We start from the raw sequence: 20,866 nt of genomic DNA, 5'->3' as shown, positions 1-20,866 counted from the left end.
CCCCTTAAAGACGATAAGGTAGATAGGTCAGGAGTGTAAGCATGGTGACATGTTAAGCGGACTGATACTAATAGGTCGAGGGCTTGACCGAAAAGGCAAGCGAGCTTGAAAGAAGAAAAACTACTGTCTGGTTTTGAGTGTCCTGAAGACACTTGAAAAGAAGAATCTGGTAATGATAGCATGATGGACACACCTGTACCCATTCCGAACACAGAAGTTAAGCATCATCGCGGCGAAGATAGTACATTGTGCGAAAATAGCTCGTTGCCAGTTCCTTCTTTTTTTTTATGTTTTTACATGCTGTTAATCATAAGTTCAAATTTGAATGCTATTATTTTATTGTTTTTTGTAGCTAGCTAATAGGGTAAAATTCTTGATTATATAGTTTCAAAAATAAAAATATGTTATAATAGATTGGGTGATGTTTTATATGAAAATTAAATTATATTTTGGAATGGAAAATGCTATTAAGAAGTCTGGAATAGGTCGTGCGTTTTACCACCAAAAGAAAGCTTTAACATTAAATAATATTGAATTTACGACTGATAAAAACGATTTGGATTATGATATTTTACACATTAATACAATCTATCCTGATAGTATTTCAATGATTAAACAGGCAAGAGAAAATAATAAGAAGATTATTTATCATGCACATAGTACAGAAGAAGATTTTAAAAATTCTTTTATGTTTTCTAATTCCTTTGCTGGTCTTTATAAAAAATGGCTTGTGTATCTTTATAATTCAGCTGATGTTATTATTACACCAACACCATATTCTAAAAGCTTATTAGAGTCATATGATTTAAATAAGGAAATATATCCGATTTCTAATGGTGTAGATGTTGCACAGTTTAATCCAACATCTAAACAAATTAATGAGTTTACGCAACAGTTTCATATTTCTGAAGAGGATAAACTTGTTATATCTGTAGGATGGCTTTTTGAAAGAAAAGGATTTGATACTTTTGTAGAAGTTGCAAGAGAAATGCCTCGTGTAAAATTTATGTGGTTTGGAGATGTTAGATTATCCAACCCAACATCTAAGATAAAAAAATTACTCAAAGAATTACCAGAAAATTTAATATTACCAGGATATGTTAGTGGAGATATTATTAAAGGTGCTTATGGTAGAGCAGATGTTTTTTTCTTTCCATCACGTGAAGAAACAGAAGGAATTGTTGTTTTAGAAGCTTTAGCTTGCAAAACACAAATATTATTAAGGGATATTCCTGCTTTTGATCCATGGATGCAAGATCGAGTTAATTGTTATAAGGGGAAAACAAATCAAGACTTTATTGATTATATTAATAAAATTATTAATCACGAATTACCTTCGACAATAGAAGAAGGTTGTAAAGTTGCTAAAGAAAGAGATTTATTGCTAATAGGAAAACAATTAAAAGAGGTATATGAAAAAGTTGAATCTCTTTAGAGGATAATATTATGGATAAAAAAAATATAAAAAAATACATACTAAATGTAGCTATTATTCTAATAGTTGGTGGATTATCAATTTATTTTTCAATTGGTAATCAATTAGAAGGAACGATTAAATCGTTAAAACATTGTCATTTAGGGTGGCTATTGGTTGTTGCCATTTTAATGTGTATTTTTTATTTAATCAATGCAATGAATTTGACACTTTTTGCTAAAGTATATAAAAAAGATTATACCTTAAAACAAGGAATCGTAAATGCAATGGCCGGTATTTTCTTTAATGGAATCACGCCAATGGCCTCTGGTGGACAATTTTATCAAGTATATGCCTTTAATAAACAAGGAATCAAAGCAACTTATTCGTCTAGTATTTTATTAATGATTTTTATTGTCTATCAAAGTGTATTGGTTGTGTATACATCTATCATTATGCTTTTAAAATTTGTTTATTTTAGTAAATTGTATTCTGGCTTTTTTTCACTAGCATTTGTTGGATTTATTATTAATTTAGTGGTTATTTCTACTTTGTTTTTAGGAGCTAAGTCTGAAAAACTTCAAAATTTTTTAAGTAATAATGTTGTTAAAGTATTAGCAAAATTACATATAGTGAAAAGCTATGAAGAGGTAAGTTCTCAAATTGAAAGAAAATTAGAAAACTTTAGAATCGAACTTAATTTATTACAAAAAAACAAACCAATATTACTTAAATCAATAGGATTAAATGTATTAAAATTGACAATTCTTTATAGTATTCCATTTTTTTGTTCTCTTGCAATGAATGTTCCTCTTTCTTGGAGACATTTCTTTGATTTAATTGGAATTACTGCTTTTGTTTATTTGATTTCAGATTTTGTACCATTACCAGGAGCAAGTGGGGGTAGTGAAGGTTCGTTTTATATTTTACTTCGTTACTTTTTAAAAGGAGCTACATCAGCAACTTTACTTGTTTGGAGATTTGCTACTTATTATGCTGGTCTTATTCTTGGAGGTCTTACAATGTCATTTAGTAGAGAACTTAATTTTGCAACAAAAAATGATAAAAAAGAAATTACAGAAAATAATCAAACAATTGTTATAGAAGATATAGAAGAAATTGAATTTGATGATTTTAAAAAATAGGAGGTCTTTATGAAAATAGCACTTTTTTCAGATACATACATACCTGATATTAATGGTGTTGCTACATCAACGAATATTTTACGAAATAAACTTGTAAATTTAGGACATGATGTTTTAGTTGTAACAAGTGAACTTCCAAGTGATACAACTTATGATGAAAGCCTAGATGATCAAGTTTTAAGAGTGCCAGGATTAGAAATACAAGCTCTTTATGGCTACAGGGCATGTAATATTTTTTCTTTTAAGGGTATGAAAGAAATTAAAAGATTTAATCCAGAGGTCATTCATGTTCAAACAGAATTTGGTATTGGTATTTTTGGAAGAATTGCTGCAGAATATTTAGATATTCCTGTTGTTTATACGTATCATACTATGTGGACAGATTATTCACATTATATTAATCCAATCAATTCTGAAACAGTAGATACTGTCGTCAAAAAAGTAATTACAAAAATTAGTAAATTTTATGGAAATAGTTGTCAAGGATTAATTGTTCCTTCAAATAAAACAAAAGATGCTTTAATCCATTATGGTTTAAAACAAAAAAATATTTATACGATTCCTACGGGATTAGAACTTGAACGTTTTTCAGTTAATAATAAAAACAACGAATTATGTCAAAGTTTAATAGAAAAATATCATTTACAAAATCATTTTGTTCTTACATTTTTGGGAAGAATTGCTCCTGAAAAAAGCATTACGGTTATCATAGATGCTTTAAAAAAAGTTGTCGCTATTAATGATAATATTCGTTTTTTAATTGTTGGGGGTGGACCACAATTAGAAGAGTTAAAAGAATATGTAAAAAATGATCATATTGAATCATATGTTATTTTTACAGGGCCTCAAAGTGGTGAAATGGTTCCAGCACATTACCATATTTCTAATATGTTTATTTCAGCATCTTTATCTGAAACACAGGGATTGACTTATATTGAAGCAATGGCGTCTTCTATTCCTGTTATTGCTCGTTATGATGATCAACTTGAAGATGTTATTGATGATGGGAAAAATGGCTTTTTCTTTAAAAATGAAGATGAATTACCAAAACTTATATTAGATGCTATGGAAATGGATTTAGATGTTTTAAAAGAAAATGCATTAAAAAAAGCAAATGAGTATAGTGGAGAAACATTTGCTAAGAAAGTATTAGAAGTTTATAAGCAAGCCATTCTTATTAAAGAATATACTTATACAATTGTTTCGATATTTCCCATAAAGAATAATAAAAATGAGGTTTCATTTACTTATGATGAAAATGAAAGTGCTGTAACATTAGAATTATCAGATAAAGTAATAGATCAATATAAACTGTATCGAGGGAAAACAATTGATAGAAACCAGTTTAATACACTTAAAGATCACGAACAAATCAGTAGGGCATATAACAAAGCCTTGAAGTATTTATCTATTAAAGATTATACTGAACAACAAATGAGAAAGAAATTAATGGATTCTGGAGATTATGATGATGCTCAACTTGATACTACTATTCAACTTTTATCAGAAAAAAATTTAATTAATGATAAAATGTACGCAATGAATTATTTTAAAAGATGTACACGTTTGGGAATAGGACATAACAAAGCAATTTATAATTTAAGAAATTATGGTGTTGATACTGAGATAATAGATACATGTTTAGAAGAACTTGATGATGATGAAGAATATCAAGCAGCGATGCTTTTAATCAATAATTATTACCAAAGGAACAACACGATTTCTTATCGTAACATTCAAAGAAAAATTAAAGAAAAATTATTTTTAAAGGGATTTACGAATGATGTTATTGATAAAGCAATGGCAGAGTATGATTTTGAATATGATTTAGAGAAAGAAAAATTAGCTTTGGAAAAAGACTATTTAAAAGCATCTCATCGCTATGAAAAAAAATTAGAAGGAAAAGATTTAAGAAACAAAATAATTGATACATTGTTAAAAAAAGGATATAATTACGAAGATATTAAGAATATTCTAGAAGTTAAGGAGAATAATGATGAATAAAATAGCAAGTTTAAAACCTGGTGATGATGGTGTTTTAATTGAAGCATTAATTAATCATGTTGTATCAGGAAAAACCAATGGAGCACATCGCTCAACGTATTTATCTATGACATTACAAGATGATACAGGATCTATTGATGCTAAGTTATGGAATGCTAGTGAAGAACAAGTACAAACTTTAGTAAAAGGTTCAGTTGTTCAAATAAAAGGTGATGTTATAAAATATAATGAAGATAGACAGATGAAGATTGTAAAGATTCATTTAGCGTCACAAGATGATAAAGAACGTATTAAATTTTTAAAACAAGCACCATTGGATAGTCAATTTATGATCAATGAAATTAAAAAGTTTATTGATCAAATAGATAATTTAAAATTACATCAATTAGTAAAAACATTATTTGAAGATAATATTGAAAAATTATCTTATTATCCAGCAGCTAGCAAAAATCATCATGAATATGTTTCAGGATTGGCTTATCATACGTATGGAATGTTAAAAGTTGCAGAATCATTTTGCACTTTATATCCAACGCTTAATAAAGATCTATTATATTCTGGAATCACATTACATGATTTAGGAAAAACAATTGAATTAAGTGGTCCTGTTGTTCCAGAATATACGTTAGAAGGAAAACTATTAGGTCATATTTCTATTTCAAATGCAATGATTAAAGAAACTGCTGATAAACTTCATATTGAAGGAGAAGAAGTAACTTTATTACAACATATGATTTTAGCACATCATGGAAAAAATGAATATGGTTCACCTGTTCTTCCGCAAATCAAAGAAGCAGAGATTTTATATTTAATTGATAATATAGATGCTCGTATGGCGATGATGGATAAAGCTTTAGAAACCGTTGAATATGGAAAATTTACAAAACGTGTATTCTCATTAGAAAATAGAGCGTTATATAAACCAAAGATGTATGAAAAGTAGCAAATGCTACTTTTTACATTTTTTCAAAATTTGAAAAAAGAAATTTGTATTTTTATAGAAAAAAAATTAAAAAAGAATATAATTATGTCAGTAATTTATTATTAAAAAGTGAGGTAGTATAATATGTATAAGATTTTATTATGTTGTGTATCAGGGGTTACAACAAACAAATTAGTAAATGCAGTGAAAGAATCTGCTAAACAAAAAGATATTAAAGTAATGTGTTGGGCAGTTGGATCTAAATCTGTAGGTTTATCATGGGCAGATGCTGATTGTGTTTTATTAGCGCCACAATCTGCTTCAGAATTATCTAAAATTGAAGAAATGGTTCACGGGGTTATTCCATGCGCTTTAATTAATGATGGTGATTTTGCAAGTATGAACGGAGATGCTGTTTTAAATCAAGCATTAGATTTAATTAAAAAATAAACATCCTAAGCGATGTTTTTTTTTGCTATAATAAAATTTAGGAGGAATCGAAATGGCTGAAATTATGATCAAGGCAGCAGGTTTTGTTTTTGTAATTATAATAGCGTTTATTTTAAAACAAGTGCATGTTTTAGAAAAAAGAGATGGTTTAACAATTGCAACAATTATTATGAATGTGACATTACCTTGTGCTTTACTTACAAATGCAAGTGGCATAACAATTGATCAATCAATGATCATTTTATTATTAATAGGATTAGCATCAAATATTATCATGCTTTTCATTTCTTTTATACTTTCAAGAAAAGAGGAAAACATTTTAAAAGGATATTATATGATCAATTGTTCTGGATATAATATAGGAAACTTTGTTATGCCGTTTGTACAAAGCTTTTTCCCAGGCATGGGAGTTGCTTATTTATGCATGTTTGATGTAGGAAATTCAATTATGTGTTTAGGAGGAAGTTATGCGTTAGCAGGAAGCGTAGCAAGCAGTAATCAAAAATTGACTCCTAAAACAGTAATCAAAAAATTATTTTCATCAATTCCATTTGATGTATATCTTTTAATTTTTGTTTTAGCACTTTTTAAAATTTCAATACCTCAACCAATTTTATCAATGGCTTCTTTTATAGGAGCAGGAAATGGATTTTTAGCGATGTTTATGATTGGACTTTTATTAGAAGTTAAAATAAATCCTTCGGAAATGAAAATAGTTTTAAAAACACTTTTGATTCGTGTGCTTTTTGGTGCTATCTTAATGAGTATTGTTTATTTTATTGTTCCAATTCCAATGCTTGCTAAAAAAATTGTTGTTTTAGCAATGGCTGCGCCTATTACAACTGTTTCAGCTGTTTTTTCAAAAAATATTGGTTATCATCGTGATGCACCAGCTATTTCGAGCTCACTTTCAATTATTATCAGTATTGCTGTTTTGGTCGTTTTAATTATCATGTTTGCGTAGGTGAGTGTATGGAGTATGATTTAAAAGTTTTAAAAATAAATAAAAATAAAATAGAACAGTTAAATGAATTATCTATTTATACTGTAAAAGATTTAGTACAACATTATCCTTATCGCTTTGAAGAAATGTTAGAAACACCATTACATGATGAATCGAAGGTCATTATTGAAGCACAGCTTATTGATGAACCTAAAATCTTTTATAAAGGAAGATTTTCAAGATTGACTTTTCATGTTAATTATCATGAAGAACCATTAACAATTACGATTTTTAATCGTCATTTTTTGAAAAAGAATATGCAAGTAGGAATGATGCTTACTATTATTGGTAAATACAGTGCTTCTAAAAAAGCAATTACAGCTAGTGACTTAAAACTAAAGAACTTAAAAGAAATTTCTGGAATAACACCAGTATATTCTTTAAAAGAAGGACTCACTCAAAAAAGTTTTCAGGGTTATGTCAATAAAGCACTTAATTTTTATAAAGGACATATTGCTAATATTATTCCTTTATATTTATGTCAAAAATATCATTTGATAGATAAAGAAGATGCTTTGTTTAAAATACATCAACCGCAAACACGCAGTGATGTTATTAGTGCACTTAGATACTTAAAATATGAAGAATTTTTTAAATTTCAAATGACAATGCAATATATAAAACAAAATCGCACACAAAATATAGGTATCTCAAAATTAATAGACAAAGAAAAAGTGACTCACTTTATTGAAAAGCTCCCTTTTCAATTAACAGATGACCAAAAAAAAGTCATTGATGATATATTAATAGATTTAACAAGTCAAAAATTAATGTATCGCTTTGTTCAAGGTGATGTTGGTAGTGGAAAGACAGTTGTTGCAGCAATTAGTTTATATGCTAATTATTTAGCAGGTTATCAAGGAGCTATGATGGCACCAACAGAAATACTAGCGCTTCAGCATTATCAGTCTTTAAAAAAAATGTTTAAAAAATATAAAATAAATATCGCATTACTTACAGGTCATCTTTCACAAAAAGAAAAAAATGATATCTATCAGCAATTAGAAAATGGACAAATTGATATTATTATTGGAACACATGCTTTATTTCAAGAAAAAGTACAATATAATCAATTAGGTCTGGTTATTACTGATGAACAGCATCGCTTTGGTGTTGAACAAAGAAAAGCGTTAAAAGACAAAGGAAATAAAGTTGACTTTTTAGTAATGACAGCAACACCGATTCCTAGAACACTTGCTATTTCTTTATATGGAGATATGGATGTTTCAACGATTAAAACACTTCCTAACGGGAGAAAAAAAGTTATTACAAAGTTTATTAAAGGAACATCGATGAGGCCTATATTAAAAGATTTGAAAGATTATCTTTTAAAGGGAGGACAATGCTATGTTGTCTGCCCTCTTGTAAATGAAAGTGAAGCAATCACTGGAAGAAATGCAAGTGATATTTCAAAAGCAATGGCACAATATTTCAAAGGACAATACGAAGTTGGATTAGTTCATGGACAAATGAGTGATGAAGAAAAAAATAAAATCATGAATGCATTTAAAGAAAATAAAATACAGATTCTTGTTTCAACAACAGTAATCGAAGTGGGAGTTGATGTAAGTAATGCAAATATGATGGTTATTTATAATGCAGAAAGATTCGGTTTATCTCAACTTCATCAATTGAGAGGAAGAGTAGGAAGATCAAAGGAACAAGGATATTGTTATCTTTTATCAGAGGCAACACATTCTGAACAAAAGGAAAGATTAGAATTTTTAGAAAATCATCATGATGGATTTGAGGTCTCTGAATATGATTTAAAAATAAGAGGACCTGGAGATTTGTTGGGTCAAAAGCAAAGTGGTTTACCAACTTTTATGATAGGAGATATTTTTAAAGATTATCATATTTTAGAAATTACAAGAAAAGATGCTTTTGAAGCGATGAATCAACATCAAGATGATGAAAAAATTATAAAATTGTTATCAGAAATAAAAAACAATTTAATAAAGAATAATGAATATATTGATTAATGTGTTATAATGCTAAAAGAGGTGAGAACATGAAATTAGCGATAGACGCCATGAGTGGTGATTTAGGTAGCTCTATTGTTGTAGAAGCCTGCCAATCATTTTTAAATAAAAATAAAACAGATGAGCTTTATGTTGTAGGAAAAATTGAAGAATTAGAAGCATTGAAAGATCATCCTCAAGTAACTTTAATAGATGCTAGAGAAATCTTTGAAATGACAGAAAATATTTTAGCAATCCGTAGAAAAAAAGAATCGAGCTTAGTAAAAGCTATGATGTTAGCAAGAAATAACGAAGTTGATGCTGTATTATCTTGTGGAAATACAGGAGCCTATTATGCATGTGCAATGTTGTTTTTAAAACGTATTAAAGGAATTGAAAAATCATGTTTAATGGCAACAATTCCCACTTTAAATGATAAAGGTGTTTGCATGTTAGATGTAGGGGCAAATGCTGAAAATACAGTAGATCAACTCGTTCAGTTTGCAATTATGGGAAATGTTTATGCTAAAAATGTTAGACATATTCAAAAACCTAAAGTTGCCCTGTTAAATATTGGAAGTGAAGAACATAAAGGTGATGAGATCCATAAAGAAACATATCAATCTTTGAGTACACTTGAACAAATTGATTTTGTTGGAAACATTGAAGGAAAAGAAATCTTAAGAGGTGATGTGGATGTCATTGTAACGGATGGATTTACAGGAAATGTCACATTAAAAACAATTGAAGGTGTTGCATTATCTATGATGTCTGCATTAAAAGATGGTTTTATGGCATCAACACGTAATAAATTAGGGGCAGTTATTTCTAAACCAGTTTTAAAAGGATTAAAAACAAAATTTGATCCTGCAGGTGTAGGTGGTGCCCTGATGATGGGATTTGTAAAACCAGTTGTTAAAGCACATGGTGCAAGTGATGCGAAAGCTTTTGAAAGTGCAATGAATTTAGCTTTTGAAATGGTTGAAGTAAATGTAGTAGAAAAAATGAAAGTAGGTCTAGATGAAAGTGGAATTAGGTAAGTTTTTAGAAGTAATGGGCATTCCTTATAAAGATATTCATTTATTTAAAGAAGCTTTTACACATCCTTCTTATACAAATGAAAACAAAGGAAAAAATTACGAACGATTAGAATTTTTAGGTGATTCAGTTTTACAATATTATGTATCAAAGTTTATTTATGAAAAATATCCTGAAAAGCCAGAAGGAGAATTGACACTTTTACGTTCTAAACTAGTAAGAGAAGAATCACTTGCTCGTTTTTCTCGTGAATTAGGATTAGGTGCGCAAATTTTCTTAGGTGCAGGTGAAGAACATAATGGTGGTAGAGATCGTAATAGTGTTTTAGCTGATATTTTTGAAGCCTTTATTGGGGCAATAAGCGAAGATTGTGGTATCGAATATGTTTTAAAAATATTAGATATGACAATCTATAAACATGTTGAAGATGTCAACTATGATGATATCACAGATTTTAAAACAAAATTACAAGAATTGATTCAAGCGGATCAAAGAAAGACAGTCACATATTCATTACTTTCAACAACAGGTCCAGCGAATGCACCTGAATTTGAAGTGGCAGTCATGATGGATGATATGACCCTAGGAACTGGAAAAGGTTCTAGTAAAAAAAGAGCAGAACAAAAGGCTGCAAAGGATGCGTTGAAAAAATTAGCCAGATAGATAGCAAATGCTATCTATTTTTTTGCCTAAACATTTTTTATTTTAAAACATATTTTAAAATGAAGGAGGCAAAATATGTTTGATGAAGAATATGAAAGAGTCATTCATCCCCGTAGAGTAGGTGATATCTATCTCTATACAGTAAGACCGGGAGATAATGTTTATCGGATAGCAAGAAATTTTAATACTAAAATAGAATGGATCGCTTGTATGAATAAACTTGATCAACAAATGATGATTTACCCAGATCAACAATTATATATTCCTTTTATTCCTCAAGGACCAATGCCAATGGTACAATCAAGAGATTCTTATGAATTATATTTTTAATGGACTAGATTTTTCTTAAAAAAAAGCTTATTATATTCGTAAAAATAACAATGAAGGAGAATTTTATGAATAGACATGCAGGAAGTGAAAGAAATCTAACTCTTGTAATGGATTTATATGAGTTGACAATGGCATATAATTATTTTAAACAAGGAAATAAAGATCAACTTGTTTATTTTGATATGTTTTATAGAAAAAACCCAGATAATGGAGGGTTCGCGGTTTTTGCAGGATTACAACAATTAATTGAATGTATAAAGAATTTACATTTTAGTGAAGGAGATATTGAATATCTCCGTTCACTTCAAAAATTTGATGAAGATTTTTTAGATTATTTATCAGATTTTAAATTTACAGGTTCTATTTATGCAATGAAAGAAGGTACACCAGTCTTTCCTAATGAACCATTGATTACTGTAAAAGCTAAATTTATCGAAGCACAAATTATCGAAACGATGTTATTAGTAACAGTTAATCATCAATCTTTAATTGCTACTAAAGCACATCGTGTTGTTCAAGAAGCCAAAGGAAGACCTGTTATGGAATTTGGAGCAAGACGTGCTCAAGGATATGATAGTGCAACTTATGGAGCTCGTGCAGCTTATATTGGAGGGGTAGCAGGAACAGCTACAGTTTCAGCAGGTGAGATGTTTGATATTCCTGTAGTAGGAACAATGGCACATTCTTTTGTGCAATCATTTGATAGTGAATATGAAGCTTTTAAAGCTTATGCACTTACATATCCAGATGATTGTGTTTTATTGGTTGATACGTATGATACTTTAAAAAGTGGAGTACCTCATGCCATTGAAATAGCCAAAGAAGTTTTAGAACCAATGGGTAAAAAATTAAAAGGAATTCGTTTGGATAGTGGAGATATTTCATATTTATCAAAACGTGCAAGAGCAATGCTTGATGTTGCGGGTCTTACATATGTAAGTATTTCGGCTTCAAACTCCTTAGATGAATATTTGATTCGCTCTTTATTAAATCAAGGAGCGCAACTTGATTCATTTGGAGTTGGAGAAAATTTAATTGTATCAAAATCATCTCCAGTATTTGGAGGAGTTTATAAATTAGTAGCTATTGAAAAAAATGGACAAATTATTCCTAAAATTAAAATTTCAGAAAATACTGAAAAGATTACCAATCCAGGTTATAAACGTGTATATCGTTTGTTTGAAAATGAAACTGGAAAAGCAATGGCGGATTTAATTGCTTTTTATGATGAAGAAATTGATTGTACAAAAGATTTAACGATTTATCATCAATCTGATATTTGGAAATTTAAAACAATTGAAGCTAATACGTATACAGTAGAAGAATTACAAGTTCCTATATTTGAAGATGGAAAATTTGTTTATCAAGAATTGTCTGTAAAAGAAATTAGAGATTATTCAATGAAAGAAAAAGCACGCTTATGGGATGAAATATTTAGATTAGAGTTCCCACATAACTATTATGTAGATCTTACTAAGAGTTTATTAGATTTTAAAATTAAAATGTTAGAAGAAAAGAGAAAATAAAAGTGGCAAGATTTGATAGAAAAGTAGAAAGAACAAAGAAAAGTTTTGAATTTACACAAAAAGAGAAAATTGTTGAAACAAACAAAGATGTCTTTAAAAAGAATTTTACATTTAAATGGGTCCAATTAAATATTAAAACAGTATGTGTTTTTCTTGTTGATTTTTTACTTGTAACATTATTGATTATTCCATTTATGATGCAATATTTAAATGCAACTTTAGCGTTTGTTTTAGGGCATGGAATTATTACAAGTTTAGTGATTGTTTTTACAGGATTTTTAATTAATAAAGAAAAAATAAAAGCAGTTCCATTTATTTCTAGATTCTTATTTATGTTTATTCTATTAGGTGCATCTTCTGCACTTTCGATGGCAATTACATCATGGCTGAATTAGTTTGTTTAACTGCTTTAGGGGTTGTTTCATTATTTACAGGAATTGTATCATTAGGAAACAGTGATGCTTTTATGGGAATGTTTACCTTTATGATCTTACTTGTAAGTTATGCATTGATTATCCTTACTTTTAGAAAAAGAAGAATGCTTTTTAAAGCAAAAGAAGTTATTTATACAGGATATGAAATTTATTTGTATATATTATCATATGTTGTTTTAATGACTTCTTGTTTATTGATATATCTTCATGTTGTTCAAGTTGTTTCAATGACATCACCATTAATTATGGTGACATGGCTTGTACCACTTGTTGCTTATTTAACGTATGAATCGGTATTGATTTTTGAAAAAGATGAATTAAATATAAATGGGAAGAAAGTATTATATAGAAGTATCAAAAAAGTTCAAATTATAGAAAATAAAAATAAGTATCATTTAATAATTAGAGCGAAAGGAAATGAATATCTATACAAGACAAATCAAAAAAAAAGTCAACATGTTTTAGAATGTTTAAAAAAATATTGTCCGCGTATAGATAAAAATAGGGATTAAATATGATTATAACAGTTGTTGGTCTTGGTGTTGTTGGGGGAAGCTTTGTAAAAGCTTTAAAAGGTCAAGGACACGAAGTTTATGGTGTTGATGTAGATGAAGAAACACTTGCAAGAGCGAAAGCAGATGGATGTATAAAAGAAGGGTTTGTAGATGGCCGAGAAATTATCAAAAAATCGGATATGACGATTATCTGTTTATATCCATCATTAGTTTTAGATTATATAAAAAAACATGAATTTAAAAAGGGGAGTATCATTACGGATGCTGTAGGTGTTAAAACTCATTTTTTAAATGAAGCAATAGATCTTTTGAAAGGTAAAGATGTTGAATTTGTTTCAGGGCATCCTATGGCAGGAAGAGAAAATAAAGGCTATCTTTATGCAAGTAAAGAAGTTTTTCAAGGCGCTAATTATATTTTAATTCAACATGAAGAAAATAGTAAAAGTGCCATTGCTATGATGGAACAATTTGTTTCTAATTTAGGATTTCATTCCGTAAAAATCATGTCACCACAGGCTCATGATGAGATTATTTCATTTACCTCTCAATTGCCACATGTCATTGCTGTTTCATTGATTGATAGTGATAATCAAAAATATGATACAGGTAAATATATTGGAGATTCTTATCGTGATTTAACACGTATTGCTAATATTAATGAGGATTTATGGACTGAATTATTCTTTACTAATAAAAATAATCTTTTGAAAAGTATCCAAGGTTTTGAAGATCAATTGGATATTTTGAAAAAAGCTATTAAAGAAGAAGATGCAGATACTTTGAAAGCAATGTTTATTGAATCTTCTAAAAGAAGAAAAAATCTTGAGAAATAGCGTTAGGCTATTTCTTTTTTTGTATCGTGTTTAAAATATTAAACTTTTTGTTTAAAAAGGTATTGAACTTAACATAATTATTAGTATAATAGTCTTGTTTAATAAATAAAACAAAAAGTTTTTTTAAATAAACAGGAGGTTTTATGGATATTGGTGCAAAAATTAAAAGAATACGTTTATCAAATCAATTGACGTTAGAAGAACTTGCTAATCGTAGTGAATTGACAAAGGGTTTTTTATCACAGTTAGAAAGAGATTTAACGTCACCAAGTGTTGCCACATTAGAAAATATTTTAGAAGCATTAGGGACAAATTTAAAAGATTTTTTTTCAGAAGATGAAGATGAACAAATTGTTTTTAGTAAAGATGATTTTTTTGAAAATATACAAGATGATTATAAAATTTCTTATATTATTCCAAATGCTCAAAAAAATGAAATGGAACCTATTTTAATTGAACTTAAAAAAGGAAAGAAGTCAATGGAAATTGATCCACATGATGGTGAAGAATTTGGATATGTTATTCATGGAAAAATTACATTAATGAATGGTGATGAAGAATATGAGGTAAAAAAGGGAGAAACATTTTATTTAAAAGGAAATTTACCACATTACATAGTCAATAAACATGATACTCTAGCGAAAGTGATTTGGGTATCAACACCACCAATATTTTAAAAGGGGAGAAAAACGATGGAAGAAAAGGTACTCATTAAATTTAGAAACATTGTTAAAGAATTTGATGGAACAATTGTTTTAAAAGGAATTAACTTAGATATTTATGAAAATGAATTTGTTACACTGCTTGGACCAAGTGGCTGTGGAAAAACAACGTTACTTCGTATTTTAGGTGGCTTTTTAGAAGCAGATGAAGGGGTTGTTATCTTTGATGATGAAGATATAAAGGAATTACCACCCTATAAAAGAGAATTAAATACAGTCTTTCAAAAGTATGCGTTATTTCCACATATGAATGTTTACGATAACATTGCTTTTGGCTTAAAAATAAAAAAGATGTCAAAAGATGTTATTGATCAAAAAGTCATGAGAATGTTAAAACTTATTGGTTTAGAAGGTTTTGAAAATAAAAATGTAACAACATTGTCAGGTGGGCAACAACAACGTATTGCCATTGCTAGAGCTTTAGTAAATGAACCAAAAGTTTTATTATTAGATGAACCATTAGGTGCTTTAGATTTAAAACTTAGAAAAGAAATGCAATATGAATTAAAAAGAATTCAACAAGAAGTAGGAATTACTTTTATTTATGTAACACACGATCAAGAAGAAGCGTTAACAATGTCAGATAAGATTGTTATTATGAAAGGTGGAGAAATTCAACAAGTAGGGACTCCTCAAGAAATATACAATGAACCTGTTAATAAATATGTTGCAAATTTCATTGGTGAAAGTAATGTTATTTCAGGTGTAATGATTGAAGATTATAAAGTTAAATTTGATGATCAAATCTTTGATTGTGTTGATTTTGGTTTTAAACCAAATGAAAAAGTTGATGTTGTTTTAAGACCAGAAGATATTGATATAGTGCCTTTAGAACAAGGAAAAATTACAGGAGAAGTTTTAAGTGTTTTATTTAAAGGCGTTTGGAATGAAGCAATGGTAGAAACTGTTCCAGGGACAACTGTTAAAGTTAATATGAATGTCATTAAAAATCATGATGTAGAAAGTGAATATAGTGATGAGAGAATTTCAGCAAATGATTTTTATGTAGATATTGAAGAAGTTGCTTCTTTAGATGATAATGATTTGATTGCTAGAGCAGATGCACAAGCATGGAAAGAAAGTGATGATTCTTATATTTCAATTAGTAAAATTGAACATAATTTAAAAGAAGAATTAGGTGAGTACACTGTTACTTTCCAAACATCATCAGGATTATCTGTTTCTAGAAAAATTATTGTTGTTGATCAAAAATATGTAAAAAATGAAAAAGCAAATGAAGCAGTAAGTGCCTTTAACTTCTTTAAAACAGTTGATGAAATTAAAGAATCAGTGGCTTTAGATACAGATTTAAAAACATGGGCTAATGCTATTGGATGGAAATTATCAAATGAAGATGAAGCAGTGGATATTTATGTAGATTATGATTTTGATCCTGAAAACATAAAAGAAGGAATTTATCAAGTAACATTTTCAACAGAAGGTAGAGAACTAAAAGTACATACAACAGATTATGTAGAAGAAGGTCAAGAGGTCGGATTGACTTTTGAAGTAGAAGATATTCATGTTATGGAAAAGATGGGATTCTAGATGAAAAAATTTTCTCAACTAGCTTTACCTTATATTATTTGGAGTATTATTATTCTACTTTTGCCAGTATTACTTATTGCTTTTTATGCAGTAACTGATAGTGGAAATACTGTTGTTAATTTTAGTTTTACTTTACAAAATTTTGCTAAGTTTTTTACCGATCATGATTTCTTACTTATTTTATGGAGATCTCTTTCAATTGCATTTAAAACAACAATTATTTGTATTTTGTTAGGATATCCAATTGCTTATTTTATTTCTCAATGTAAAGATCGTACAAGAAATATTCTTGTATTATTAATTACACTTCCAATGTGGATCAATATGCTTGTAAGAACATACGCTTGGATTGGTATTTTATCTGATGGAGGTATTTTACAATCATTATTGAATTTATTAGGATTTAAATCAACACAACTTCTTTATACAGAAGGTGCTGTTTTACTTGGAATGGTTTATAACTTTATTCCTTTTATGATTTTACAAATCAATACATCTTTATCTAAAATGGATAAATCGTTATTGGAAGCAAGTTCTGATTTAGGCGCAAATCGCTATCAAACTTTTTGGAAAGTTACTTTTCCTCTTTCAATACCAGGAGTTATTAGTGGAATAGCACTTGTCTTTTTACCGGCAGTAAGTTCATTCTTCATTCCTAAATTATTGGGTGGAGGTCAATATTTCTTAATTGGTAATGTTATTGAAAATCAGTTTATTACTGTAGGAGAATGGAATTTTGGATCTGCTATTTCTGTTATTATGGCTTTTGTAATGATGGCTATCATGTATTTAGTAAGATATGTTGAAAAACGTAATTCAGGTAATAGAAAGGAGAAAAAAGCATGAAAAAAGAAAAACGTTCATTTTTAAAGATATTAATGGGATTAATGCTTTTATTTTTCTATTTACCAATTGGCTTTATGATTGTGTTTTCATTTAATTCAAGCAAGTCATTAACGCATTTTACAGGATTTTCAATGCAATGGTATACAAAAATGTTATCTGATGCATCAATGATGGAATCATTGTATATAACGATTTTAGTAGCTGTTATTGCAACAGTTATATCAACTGTGGTAGGAACGATTAGTGCGATAGGTTTATCAAAATCTAAAAAAGTCGTTCATGATTTGATTATGCAAATCAACGATTTTCCTTTGATGAATCCAGAAATCGTTACAGCGATTGGCTTAATGTTATTCTTTATTACCTTTAATATTGAAAAAGGTTTTACAACATTATTATTGGCACATATCGCATTTTGCATTCCTTATGTTATATTATCTGTTATGCCTAAAATTCGCTCTCTAGATCCAAATTTAGCGGATGCTGCAATGGATTTAGGGTGTACACCTTGGATGGCTTTAATTAAAGTTATCGTACCACAAATCATGCCTGGTATTGTTTCAGGGGCTTTGATTGCTTTTACAATGTCTTTTGATGATTTTATTATTTCTTATTTTGTTACAGGAAAAGGAATTAAAAACTTGAGTATTATGGTTTATACAATGTCAAAACGTGTAAATCCTAGTATTAATGCTATTTCAACTTTAATTGTAATTTTTATTACGATTGTTTTAATTCTTGTCAATGTTGTTCCGGTGATTAGAGAAAAAAGAAAAGTTCAAACGACAGAACTTAAAGAAAAAAATAAAGCACCAAGAATTATTGCTGGAATTGTTGCAGCATGCGTATGTATGGGACTAGTTTTTGTTCAAAAAACAACTTCTTCGACTAAAAAATATGCAGGACAAACTTTACATGTCTATAATGCCGGGGAGTATACGGGTGAAAATTTGCTTTCTAATTTTGAAAAACAAACGGGATGCAAAGTAGTTATGGATTTATTCGATTCGAATGAACAAATGTATATTAAAGTAGCTAATGGTGAAGCTTATGATGTTTTAATTCCAAGTGATTATATGATTGAAAGATTAAAACAAGAAAAGCTTATTCAACCATTAGATCAAGATAAAATCACTTGCTTGGAAGATATTAATGATTCTGTTAAAAATTTATCTTATGATCCGAATAATGAATATTCTGTTCCTTATTTTTGGGGAAGTGTAGGAATCGTTTATGATAAAACAAAAGTAAGTGAAAAAGATTTAAAAGAACAAGGTTTTAATATTTTCTTGAATCAAAAATATAAAGGAGACATTTATTTATACGATTCGGAACGAGATTCATTTATGATGGCTTTAAAAGCACTTGGCTATTCTATGAATACTGATAATGAAAAAGAGCTTGCAGAAGCTTATAATTGGCTTTTAGAGTGTGTTAATACGATGTCACCAGAAATTGTAACGGATGAAATTATTGATAATATGGCTCAAGCTAGAAAAGCTTTAGGATTAATATATTCAGGGGATGCGACATATGTCATGTCAGAAAATGAAAATATTGGTTATTACATGCCAAATAAAGGGACAAATATATGGTGTGATGCTATGGTTATTCCACAAAGTTCAAAACATGTAGATTTAGCACATGAATTCATTAATTATGTTTCAAGTTATGAAGCAGCTTATGGTAATTCATCTTATGTAGGGTATACTTCACCAAACACGGAAGTTATGAACGATTTAGCGCAAAATGACTTTAAAGGAATTAATGCTTATAATCCAATTAGAACAAATAAATATGATGAAGTCTTTAACTATAATGCTGAAACAAGAAAGATAATGGCTAATTATTGGGCTAAAGTAAAAATCGCAGCCTCTAATGCTAAAAGTGAATAATAAAAGTTCTATGAGAGTTTTCTCATAGAATTTTTATTTAAAAAATAAAATCAAAAAAACGATGAATATACGTATAAAATTTTAAATCCATAAAAAATAGATTGTAAAAAATTATAAAAAACTATTGCAAAAAAATTTTTTATAGCATATAATAATGGGGCAGCGTGATAAGAGACGCGAAGCAAAATAAAGAAGTGGTTCCTTGGCCAAGTTGGTAAGGCAACAGACTGCAACTCTGTCATCATCGGTTCGAGTCCGGTAGGAACCTCCATTAATGAATGCCCAGGTGGCGAAATTGGTAGACGCACAGGACTTAAAATCCTGCGGACCTTAAAATCCGTGCCGGTTCGACTCCGGCCCTGGGCACCATTGATATGCGCTAGTAGCTCAACTGGATAGAGTGCTTGACTACGGATCAAGAGGTTGTGGGTTCGATTCCTGCCTAGCGCGCCATTTTTTCGGGAAGTAGCACAGCTTGGTAGTGCACCTGGTTTGGGACCAGGGGGTCGCAGGTTCAAATCCTGTCTTCCCGACCATTTATAAAAATTGGGGCCATAGCTCAGCTGGGAGAGCACCTGCCTTGCACGCAGGGGGTCAGCGGTTCGATCCCGCTTGGCTCCACCAATTAATTTAATAAAAAATATTATGGCGGGATAGCTCAGCTGGCTAGAGCATTCGGTTCATACCCGGAGGGTCGAGGGTTCGAATCCCCCTCCCGCTACCATTTTTATTTAAGGTGCCTATAGGGCATATACTGCGGACCCTTAGCTCAGTTGGTTAGAGCTATCGGCTCATAACCGATCGGTCGTAGGTTCGAGTCCTACAGGGTCCACCATTACTATTGCGGAGATTTACCCAAGTCTGGCTGAAGGGACTGGTCTTGAAAACCAGCAGAGGATTAACGTCCTGCGGGGGTTCGAATCCCTCAATCTCCGCCATTTATTAAAAAAACTTAATATCGCGGGATGGAGCAGTCTGGTAGCTCGTCGGGCTCATAACCCGAAGGTCGTTGGTTCAAATCCTTCTCCCGCAACCAAAATGGTCTGGTAGTTCAGCTGGTTAGAATGCCGCCCTGTCACGGCGGAGGTCGCGGGTTCGAGTCCCGTCCAGACCGCCAAATGATGGTTCCGTAGCTCAGTCGGTAGAGCAGAGGACTGAAAATCCTCGTGTCGGTGGTTCGATTCCGCTCGGAACCACCATTTTTTTTATCTTTAAAGGAGAAAAGTTATGTTTAAATATAAAGATTTAAGAATGGTCGCTATTTCAATTATTTTGGTTATTTTATGTGTGTTTAGTGGAATTCATTTTCGTTATGATCGAATGAAATTAGTGGTTGTTTTATTACTAGCGTTAGGGGTACTTCCTACTTTATTAATACGTTTTAACGCTTCTGTTTTTGAAGATGGTTTATTAGTATATTTCTTTAAGGGGATCGGTTTTATGCCTCAAATGATTGAATTTAAGGATTTAACAGCATATTCACTTAATTCAAAACATCGAATTGAATTACAATTTAATAATCATACAAAAAATATTTATTTAGTAAACGCTACATCATTTTATGAAGAATTAGATAAAAAATTTAATCAATATAAAAATGGACAAGAGATTTAATCT

At 29.8% G+C, this 20,866-nt stretch carries 19 protein-coding genes, 11 tRNA genes and 2 rRNA genes; all 32 read left to right on the top strand.

The features are described from left to right. Positions 1-91: ribosomal RNA gene (locus C7U54_RS10705) — 23S ribosomal RNA — on the top strand; the annotation flags it as partial. 74 nt (positions 92-165) lie between these two features. Then, a 5S ribosomal RNA gene (rrf, locus tag C7U54_RS10700) occupies positions 166-273 on the top strand. A gap of 157 nt (positions 274-430) precedes the next feature. Next, entirely contained in the window at positions 431-1,435 is a 1,005-nt protein-coding gene (locus C7U54_RS10695) for a glycosyltransferase family 4 protein (RefSeq protein WP_107030293.1), read from the top strand. Positions 1,436-1,446: 11 nt separating this feature from the next. Beyond that, a complete protein-coding gene (locus tag C7U54_RS10690; protein WP_107030292.1) occupies positions 1,447-2,559 on the top strand; it encodes a lysylphosphatidylglycerol synthase transmembrane domain-containing protein in 1,113 nt (370 codons plus the stop codon). 9 nt (positions 2,560-2,568) lie between these two features. Continuing rightward, positions 2,569-4,563, top strand: coding sequence for a glycosyltransferase (locus tag C7U54_RS10685; protein WP_107030291.1), 1,995 nt, complete (start codon positions 2,569-2,571; stop codon positions 4,561-4,563). Next, positions 4,556-5,506 (top strand): 3'-5' exoribonuclease YhaM family protein, encoded by a 951-nt coding sequence (locus tag C7U54_RS10680; RefSeq protein ID WP_107030290.1) that lies wholly within the window; start codon positions 4,556-4,558, stop codon positions 5,504-5,506. The genes C7U54_RS10685 and C7U54_RS10680 overlap by 8 nt, the downstream gene beginning before the upstream one ends. A 123-nt stretch (positions 5,507-5,629) precedes the next feature. After that, a complete protein-coding gene (locus tag C7U54_RS10675; RefSeq protein ID WP_022002012.1) occupies positions 5,630-5,935 on the top strand; it encodes a PTS sugar transporter subunit IIB in 306 nt (101 codons plus the stop codon). A 52-nt stretch (positions 5,936-5,987) separates the two neighbouring features. Further along, positions 5,988-6,899 carry an AEC family transporter gene (locus tag C7U54_RS10670; RefSeq protein ID WP_107030289.1) on the top strand — a complete coding sequence of 304 codons (912 nt, stop codon included), beginning with the start codon at positions 5,988-5,990 and terminating at the stop codon, positions 6,897-6,899. 8 nt (positions 6,900-6,907) lie between these two features. Continuing rightward, entirely contained in the window at positions 6,908-8,920 is a 2,013-nt protein-coding gene (gene recG, locus C7U54_RS10665; protein ID WP_107030288.1) for an ATP-dependent DNA helicase RecG, read from the top strand. Between the two features lie 29 nt (positions 8,921-8,949). Next, on the top strand, positions 8,950-9,939 hold the full coding sequence (gene plsX / locus C7U54_RS10660) for a phosphate acyltransferase PlsX (RefSeq protein ID WP_032090209.1): 990 nt from the start codon (positions 8,950-8,952) through the stop codon (positions 9,937-9,939). Next, a complete protein-coding gene (rnc, locus tag C7U54_RS10655; protein ID WP_032090281.1) occupies positions 9,926-10,600 on the top strand; it encodes a ribonuclease III in 675 nt (224 codons plus the stop codon). The genes plsX and rnc overlap by 14 nt, the downstream gene beginning before the upstream one ends. A 75-nt stretch (positions 10,601-10,675) precedes the next feature. Then, the gene (locus tag C7U54_RS10650) at positions 10,676-10,930 is read left to right on the top strand and encodes a LysM peptidoglycan-binding domain-containing protein (protein WP_022002017.1); all 255 of its coding nucleotides are present in this window, start codon (positions 10,676-10,678) and stop codon (positions 10,928-10,930) included. A 65-nt stretch (positions 10,931-10,995) separates the two neighbouring features. After that, positions 10,996-12,456 (top strand): nicotinate phosphoribosyltransferase, encoded by a 1,461-nt coding sequence (locus C7U54_RS10645; RefSeq protein ID WP_107030287.1) that lies wholly within the window; start codon positions 10,996-10,998, stop codon positions 12,454-12,456. Between the two features lie 2 nt (positions 12,457-12,458). Continuing rightward, a complete protein-coding gene (locus C7U54_RS10640) occupies positions 12,459-12,851 on the top strand; it encodes a hypothetical protein (RefSeq protein ID WP_022002019.1) in 393 nt (130 codons plus the stop codon). Next, positions 12,839-13,402, top strand: a complete 564-nt coding sequence (locus C7U54_RS10635; RefSeq protein ID WP_107030286.1) for a hypothetical protein — start codon at positions 12,839-12,841, stop codon at positions 13,400-13,402. The genes C7U54_RS10640 and C7U54_RS10635 overlap by 13 nt, the downstream gene beginning before the upstream one ends. A gap of 2 nt (positions 13,403-13,404) precedes the next feature. Continuing rightward, positions 13,405-14,238, top strand: coding sequence for a prephenate dehydrogenase (locus tag C7U54_RS10630; RefSeq protein ID WP_107030285.1), 834 nt, complete (start codon positions 13,405-13,407; stop codon positions 14,236-14,238). Positions 14,239-14,381: 143 nt separating this feature from the next. Next, positions 14,382-14,915 carry a helix-turn-helix domain-containing protein gene (locus C7U54_RS10625; RefSeq protein WP_022002022.1) on the top strand — a complete coding sequence of 178 codons (534 nt, stop codon included), beginning with the start codon at positions 14,382-14,384 and terminating at the stop codon, positions 14,913-14,915. A 15-nt stretch (positions 14,916-14,930) separates the two neighbouring features. Continuing rightward, positions 14,931-16,508 (top strand): ABC transporter ATP-binding protein, encoded by a 1,578-nt coding sequence (locus tag C7U54_RS10620; RefSeq protein ID WP_107030284.1) that lies wholly within the window; start codon positions 14,931-14,933, stop codon positions 16,506-16,508. After that, positions 16,509-17,354 carry an ABC transporter permease gene (locus C7U54_RS10615; protein WP_107030283.1) on the top strand — a complete coding sequence of 282 codons (846 nt, stop codon included), beginning with the start codon at positions 16,509-16,511 and terminating at the stop codon, positions 17,352-17,354. It begins immediately after the preceding gene. Beyond that, entirely contained in the window at positions 17,351-19,249 is a 1,899-nt protein-coding gene (locus C7U54_RS10610; RefSeq protein ID WP_107030282.1) for an extracellular solute-binding protein, read from the top strand. The genes C7U54_RS10615 and C7U54_RS10610 overlap by 4 nt, the downstream gene beginning before the upstream one ends. A 196-nt stretch (positions 19,250-19,445) precedes the next feature. Then, a tRNA-Cys gene (locus C7U54_RS10605) sits at positions 19,446-19,520 on the top strand. Positions 19,521-19,529: 9 nt separating this feature from the next. Further along, positions 19,530-19,618: transfer RNA gene (locus tag C7U54_RS10600), tRNA-Leu, on the top strand. Between the two features lie 7 nt (positions 19,619-19,625). Then, positions 19,626-19,702, top strand: a tRNA-Arg gene (locus C7U54_RS10595). A gap of 6 nt (positions 19,703-19,708) precedes the next feature. Further along, positions 19,709-19,785, top strand: a tRNA-Pro gene (locus C7U54_RS10590). Positions 19,786-19,797: 12 nt separating this feature from the next. Continuing rightward, positions 19,798-19,873, top strand: a tRNA-Ala gene (locus C7U54_RS10585). Positions 19,874-19,896: 23 nt separating this feature from the next. After that, positions 19,897-19,973 (top strand) — tRNA-Met (locus C7U54_RS10580). Positions 19,974-20,007: 34 nt separating this feature from the next. Beyond that, positions 20,008-20,084 (top strand) — tRNA-Ile (locus C7U54_RS10575). 10 nt (positions 20,085-20,094) lie between these two features. Beyond that, positions 20,095-20,187, top strand: a tRNA-Ser gene (locus tag C7U54_RS10570). A gap of 21 nt (positions 20,188-20,208) precedes the next feature. Then, positions 20,209-20,285 (top strand) — tRNA-Met (locus C7U54_RS10565). 4 nt (positions 20,286-20,289) lie between these two features. Beyond that, positions 20,290-20,366 (top strand) — tRNA-Asp (locus tag C7U54_RS10560). A 6-nt stretch (positions 20,367-20,372) separates the two neighbouring features. Further along, positions 20,373-20,448, top strand: a tRNA-Phe gene (locus C7U54_RS10555). 28 nt (positions 20,449-20,476) lie between these two features. After that, complete coding sequence (locus C7U54_RS10550) at positions 20,477-20,863, top strand: hypothetical protein (RefSeq protein WP_107030281.1); 387 nt, start codon at positions 20,477-20,479, stop codon at positions 20,861-20,863. Positions 20,864-20,866 lie beyond the last annotated feature (3 nt).

This window comes from Faecalibacillus intestinalis, from assembly GCF_003024685.1.
GTDB classification, from domain to species: domain Bacteria; phylum Bacillota_I; class Bacilli_A; order Erysipelotrichales; family Coprobacillaceae; genus Faecalibacillus; species Faecalibacillus intestinalis.
Note: the sequence above shows the minus strand (reverse complement) of the source record. Positions and strands in the feature narration are given on the sequence as shown.

Bases quoted from the DNA above. Each gene is read 5' to 3' on its own strand.
- C7U54_RS10635 (WP_107030286.1), top strand. From the start codon at position 12,839: ATGGCTGAATTAGTTTGTTTAACTGCTTTAGGGGTTGTTTCATTATTT.
- C7U54_RS10675 (WP_022002012.1), top strand. From the start codon at position 5,630: ATGTATAAGATTTTATTATGTTGTGTATCAGGGGTTACAACAAACAAA.
- C7U54_RS10620 (WP_107030284.1), top strand. From the start codon at position 14,931: ATGGAAGAAAAGGTACTCATTAAATTTAGAAACATTGTTAAAGAATTT.
- recG (WP_107030288.1), top strand. From the start codon at position 6,908: ATGGAGTATGATTTAAAAGTTTTAAAAATAAATAAAAATAAAATAGAA.
- plsX (WP_032090209.1), top strand. From the start codon at position 8,950: ATGAAATTAGCGATAGACGCCATGAGTGGTGATTTAGGTAGCTCTATT.
- C7U54_RS10610 (WP_107030282.1), top strand. From the start codon at position 17,351: ATGAAAAAAGAAAAACGTTCATTTTTAAAGATATTAATGGGATTAATG.
- C7U54_RS10615 (WP_107030283.1), top strand. From the start codon at position 16,509: ATGAAAAAATTTTCTCAACTAGCTTTACCTTATATTATTTGGAGTATT.
- C7U54_RS10645 (WP_107030287.1), top strand. From the start codon at position 10,996: ATGAATAGACATGCAGGAAGTGAAAGAAATCTAACTCTTGTAATGGAT.
- C7U54_RS10650 (WP_022002017.1), top strand. From the start codon at position 10,676: ATGTTTGATGAAGAATATGAAAGAGTCATTCATCCCCGTAGAGTAGGT.
- C7U54_RS10625 (WP_022002022.1), top strand. From the start codon at position 14,382: ATGGATATTGGTGCAAAAATTAAAAGAATACGTTTATCAAATCAATTG.
- C7U54_RS10690 (WP_107030292.1), top strand. From the start codon at position 1,447: ATGGATAAAAAAAATATAAAAAAATACATACTAAATGTAGCTATTATT.
- C7U54_RS10550 (WP_107030281.1), top strand. From the start codon at position 20,477: ATGTTTAAATATAAAGATTTAAGAATGGTCGCTATTTCAATTATTTTG.
- C7U54_RS10695 (WP_107030293.1), top strand. From the start codon at position 431: ATGAAAATTAAATTATATTTTGGAATGGAAAATGCTATTAAGAAGTCT.
- C7U54_RS10680 (WP_107030290.1), top strand. From the start codon at position 4,556: ATGAATAAAATAGCAAGTTTAAAACCTGGTGATGATGGTGTTTTAATT.
- C7U54_RS10630 (WP_107030285.1), top strand. From the start codon at position 13,405: ATGATTATAACAGTTGTTGGTCTTGGTGTTGTTGGGGGAAGCTTTGTA.
- C7U54_RS10670 (WP_107030289.1), top strand. From the start codon at position 5,988: ATGGCTGAAATTATGATCAAGGCAGCAGGTTTTGTTTTTGTAATTATA.
- C7U54_RS10685 (WP_107030291.1), top strand. From the start codon at position 2,569: ATGAAAATAGCACTTTTTTCAGATACATACATACCTGATATTAATGGT.